At 53.4% G+C, this 3493-nt stretch carries 2 protein-coding genes and 1 rRNA gene; 1 reads left to right on the top strand and 2 read right to left on the bottom strand.

Annotation, left to right across the window (positions count from 1 at the left end; all coding sequences use genetic code 11):
• A 16S ribosomal RNA gene (locus VI895_14240) occupies positions 1-895 on the bottom strand; the annotation flags it as partial.
• Positions 896-1222: 327 nt separating this feature from the next.
• Complete coding sequence (tyrS, locus tag VI895_14235; protein ID HLG20959.1) at positions 1223-2485, bottom strand: tyrosine--tRNA ligase; 1263 nt, start codon at positions 2483-2485, stop codon at positions 1223-1225.
• Between the two features lie 126 nt (positions 2486-2611).
• On the opposite strand from tyrS, the gene VI895_14230 reads away from it, so the two are divergent.
• The coding region (locus VI895_14230) for a thioredoxin domain-containing protein (protein ID HLG20958.1) at positions 2612-3493 on the top strand (882 nt) is incomplete at its 3' end.

Here is a 3493-nt window from a genome sequence, read left to right as displayed (position 1 = left end):
GGCGGAGGACTTAACGCGTTAGCTGCAGCAGAGAGAACCGAAGCCCCCTCCACTTAGTCCTCATCGTTTACGGCTGGGACTACCAGGGTATCTAATCCTGTTTGCTCCCCCAGCTTTCGTCCCTCAGCGTCAGGTGCCGTCCAGCGAGCCGCCTTCGCCTCCGGTGTTCCTCCTAGTATCTACGAATTTCACTTCTACACTAGGAATTCCGCCACCCTCTTTCGCACTCCAGTGAAGTAGTTTCCCATGCCCTTCCCCAGTTAAGCCGAGGGATTTCACACAGGACACACTCCACCGCCTACACGCGCTTTACGCCCAGTGATTCCGAACAACGCTTGCACCCTCTGTATTACCGCGGCTGCTGGCACAGAGTTAGCCGGTGCTTCCTTTGCTGGTACCGTCATCGGGACACGTATTAGGTGTCCCTTATTCGTTCCAACCGACAGAGCTTTACAACCCGAAGGCCTTCATCACTCACGCGGCGTTGCTGGATCAGGCTTTCGCCCATTGTCCAATATTCCCCACTGCTGCCTCCCGTAGGAGTCTGGACCGTGTCTCAGTTCCAGTGTCGCTGGTCGTCCTCTCAGACCAGCTAACCGTCTAGGCCTTGGTGAGCCATTACCTCACCAACTAGCTGATGGTGCGCGAGTTCCTCTCCAGGCGATAGCTTATAAATAGAGGCCACCTTTTACCTCAGGATCCGGAGATCCCGTGGTCTTATGGGGCATTAGCTCGTCTTTCGACAGGTTATTCCCCACCCAGGGACAGATTACCCACGTGTTACGGACCCGTGCGCCACTTTACTTACCGTATTGCTACGATTTTCTCGTTCGACTTGCATGTGTTAAGCACGCCGCCAGCGTTCGTTCTGAGCCAGGATCAAACTCTCCAGTTTGAATCTGACATCACTTACCTGAAGGGCCGAAACCCCTCAGGAAAGGTTTTAACTTGAATCACCCACGAAGCTTCTTCGACTGTCCGCTATTTAGTTTTCAAAGATCGAGCAAGAGCGCGGGCTTATATGGAAGTGCTTGAAAAGAGTCAAGAAAAAAACAGTCCAAAGCCGCGGTGCGACCGAGAAGTATACGTTTGCGAGATTCAGGAAGTCAAGCGGTTTGGACGGCTATTTCGGTCTCATCGCCCGTTTCCGCCATACCCAAAACAGAGGTCGATACGGACGTCGCTGCGGGTACGCCGATCTTCTGGCAATGCGGGACACGGACTAGTCTTCGCCCTTGATTTCCGCCCAGGTTCGTTTCCCCACCTTGATTACATCTCCCGCTTTGACATCTGGTTGCGCCTTTGGGTCTCGGACAATCCTAAGTTGGCCTCCAGGGCTGCCATGATGGACGGCACCTTGTTCTATAAGAGTCGTGGCAACGTTAGCCGACGAGGTTAAGCCGGTATCCCTCAAGTACTGTGACCAGCTAATGCGAATTGCGGACGCGCGCAGTGGCGGTGGAATGAGCTTTCGATCGCCGGGAATTTGTCGATCCCGAAATTGATTGTTGAACGCTTCTTCCGCTTCGGATGCGTCTTTCTCGGAGTGATAGCGCATGACGATGGTTCGAGCGAGTCGGGCCTTGAGATCGCGCGGATGAATCGCACCTTTCTCCAAGCCCATTTTGAATTGCGCAATTTCCTCATTCGTGTGATCGGTCAATAGTTCAAAATATCGAATCATCAGCGTGTCGCTCACACTCATGATCTTTCCGAACATTTCCTTCGGCGATTCCGTGATTCCTACGTAATTCCCCAAGGATTTGGACATTTTCTGCGAGCCGTCGAGTCCCTCCAGGAGCGGCATCGTCAGGATGACCTGAGGTTCTTGGCCAACGGCGCGCTGAAGCTCGCGGCCGACCAGAAGATTAAATTTCTGGTCGGTGCCCCCGAGTTCCACGTCGGCTTTGAGGGCAATCGAGTCGTAACCCTGGACGATCGGGTAGAGAAACTCGCGAATGGAGATCGGCTCCTCGGCCCGATGACGTTTGTGAAAGTCGTCTCGCTCGAGCATCCGGGCCACGGTGTAATGCGTAGCCAATTCGATCAACTCCGCCGCCGACATTTTGTTCATCCATCGGCTGTTGAAATCGATCTTCGTTTTGGATCGGTCTAGAATTTCAAAGACCTGGGCCTTGTACGTTCGAGCATTCTCTCGAACCTGTTTTTCATTCAGAGGTTCGCGCAACTTTGAACGCCCGGAGGGATCTCCGATTCGACCCGTAAAATCGCCGATCAAAAAAACAATTTGGTGCCCCAGCTTTTGAAACTGGCGCATCTTTTGAAGGACGACGGTGTGTCCCAGATGCAGATCGGGGGCTGTCGGGTCGAATCCGCATTTGACGACCAACGGCTTCCCGGTGTCGGCGGACCGTTTCAATTTAAGTTTGAGATCCTGTTCGGGAATGATTTCGTGGGCACCCCTCCGAAGGAGACCGAACTGTTCTTCGACCGGTGGGAATACGATGGGTTTGGCTTGCTTCACGCCGGTGCGCACGATACCACAACGGCTAGTCTTCGAGAATCACATGGCTTTTTAATCCGGATCGGATAGTGTACTAAGCTCAGACGTCCGCCGGATCGGTCGACCATAGTTATAAGGAGAGCACGAATGAACATGCGAGTGAACGCAGTGATGGGAGGGGTCGCGTTATTTTTTGTGGCCCCGATGAGTTTTGCCACTGGGACCGGTACTCCCGGAGACACATTGGCGATCGTGGACGGAAAACCGATTACTGAAACCAATCTCGACGCACGGGCCAAGGGAGTTCTCGCGAAGGCTCGGGCGGAAATGTACGAGGCGAAGAAACGCGCATTGGACGATTTCCTGTTTGATTATCTGGTGGAAAAGGAAGCTCAAAAGATAGGCCGGACGAAGGATCAGGTTCTCAAGTCGGAACTTCAGGACAAGATCAAGCCGGTCGCGGACAAAGATATAGCGGCATTTTACGACAACATGAAAAAGAACGCGCAGCCGGGCCGTCAGATGCCCGCGCTGGAACAAATCTCGGATCGGATTAAACAAAAGCTGGAACAGGATCGAATTCAAGATCGGCGCGGAGTCTATTTCGACCAGCTCAAGAAACGATACAAAGTCGCGTACAACTTCACGCGGCCGCGAATGGAGGTCGCCACGGGAGCATACCCCGCAAAGGGCGTCGCGGGTGCACCGATCACCATCGTCGAATTTTCCGATTTTCAGTGCCCGTTTTGCAAACGGGCGCTCGACTCGGTCAATCAGGTGATGAAAGAATATCGTGGAAAGGTGAAGCTCTATTTCCGTGATTTCCCTTTAGCCTTTCATGACAAAGCGAAACCGGCGGCCATTGCCGCGCGCTGCGCGAATGAACAAGGACAGTTCTGGGGTTATCACGACAAGCTGTTCGCTCAGCAGAAACTCGAGAAGGACGACTTAACCAATTACGCCAAAGAGCTGAAACTGGATCTCGGCAAGTTCGAAGCCTGCCTGAGCAATGAGAAAGCCAGGGCCGAC

It is taken from the genome of Bdellovibrionota bacterium (assembly GCA_035292885.1).
Taxonomy (GTDB): Bacteria; Bdellovibrionota_G; JALEGL01; order JALEGL01; family DATDPG01; genus DATDPG01.
This window is presented reverse-complemented; position numbering and strand designations above follow the sequence as displayed.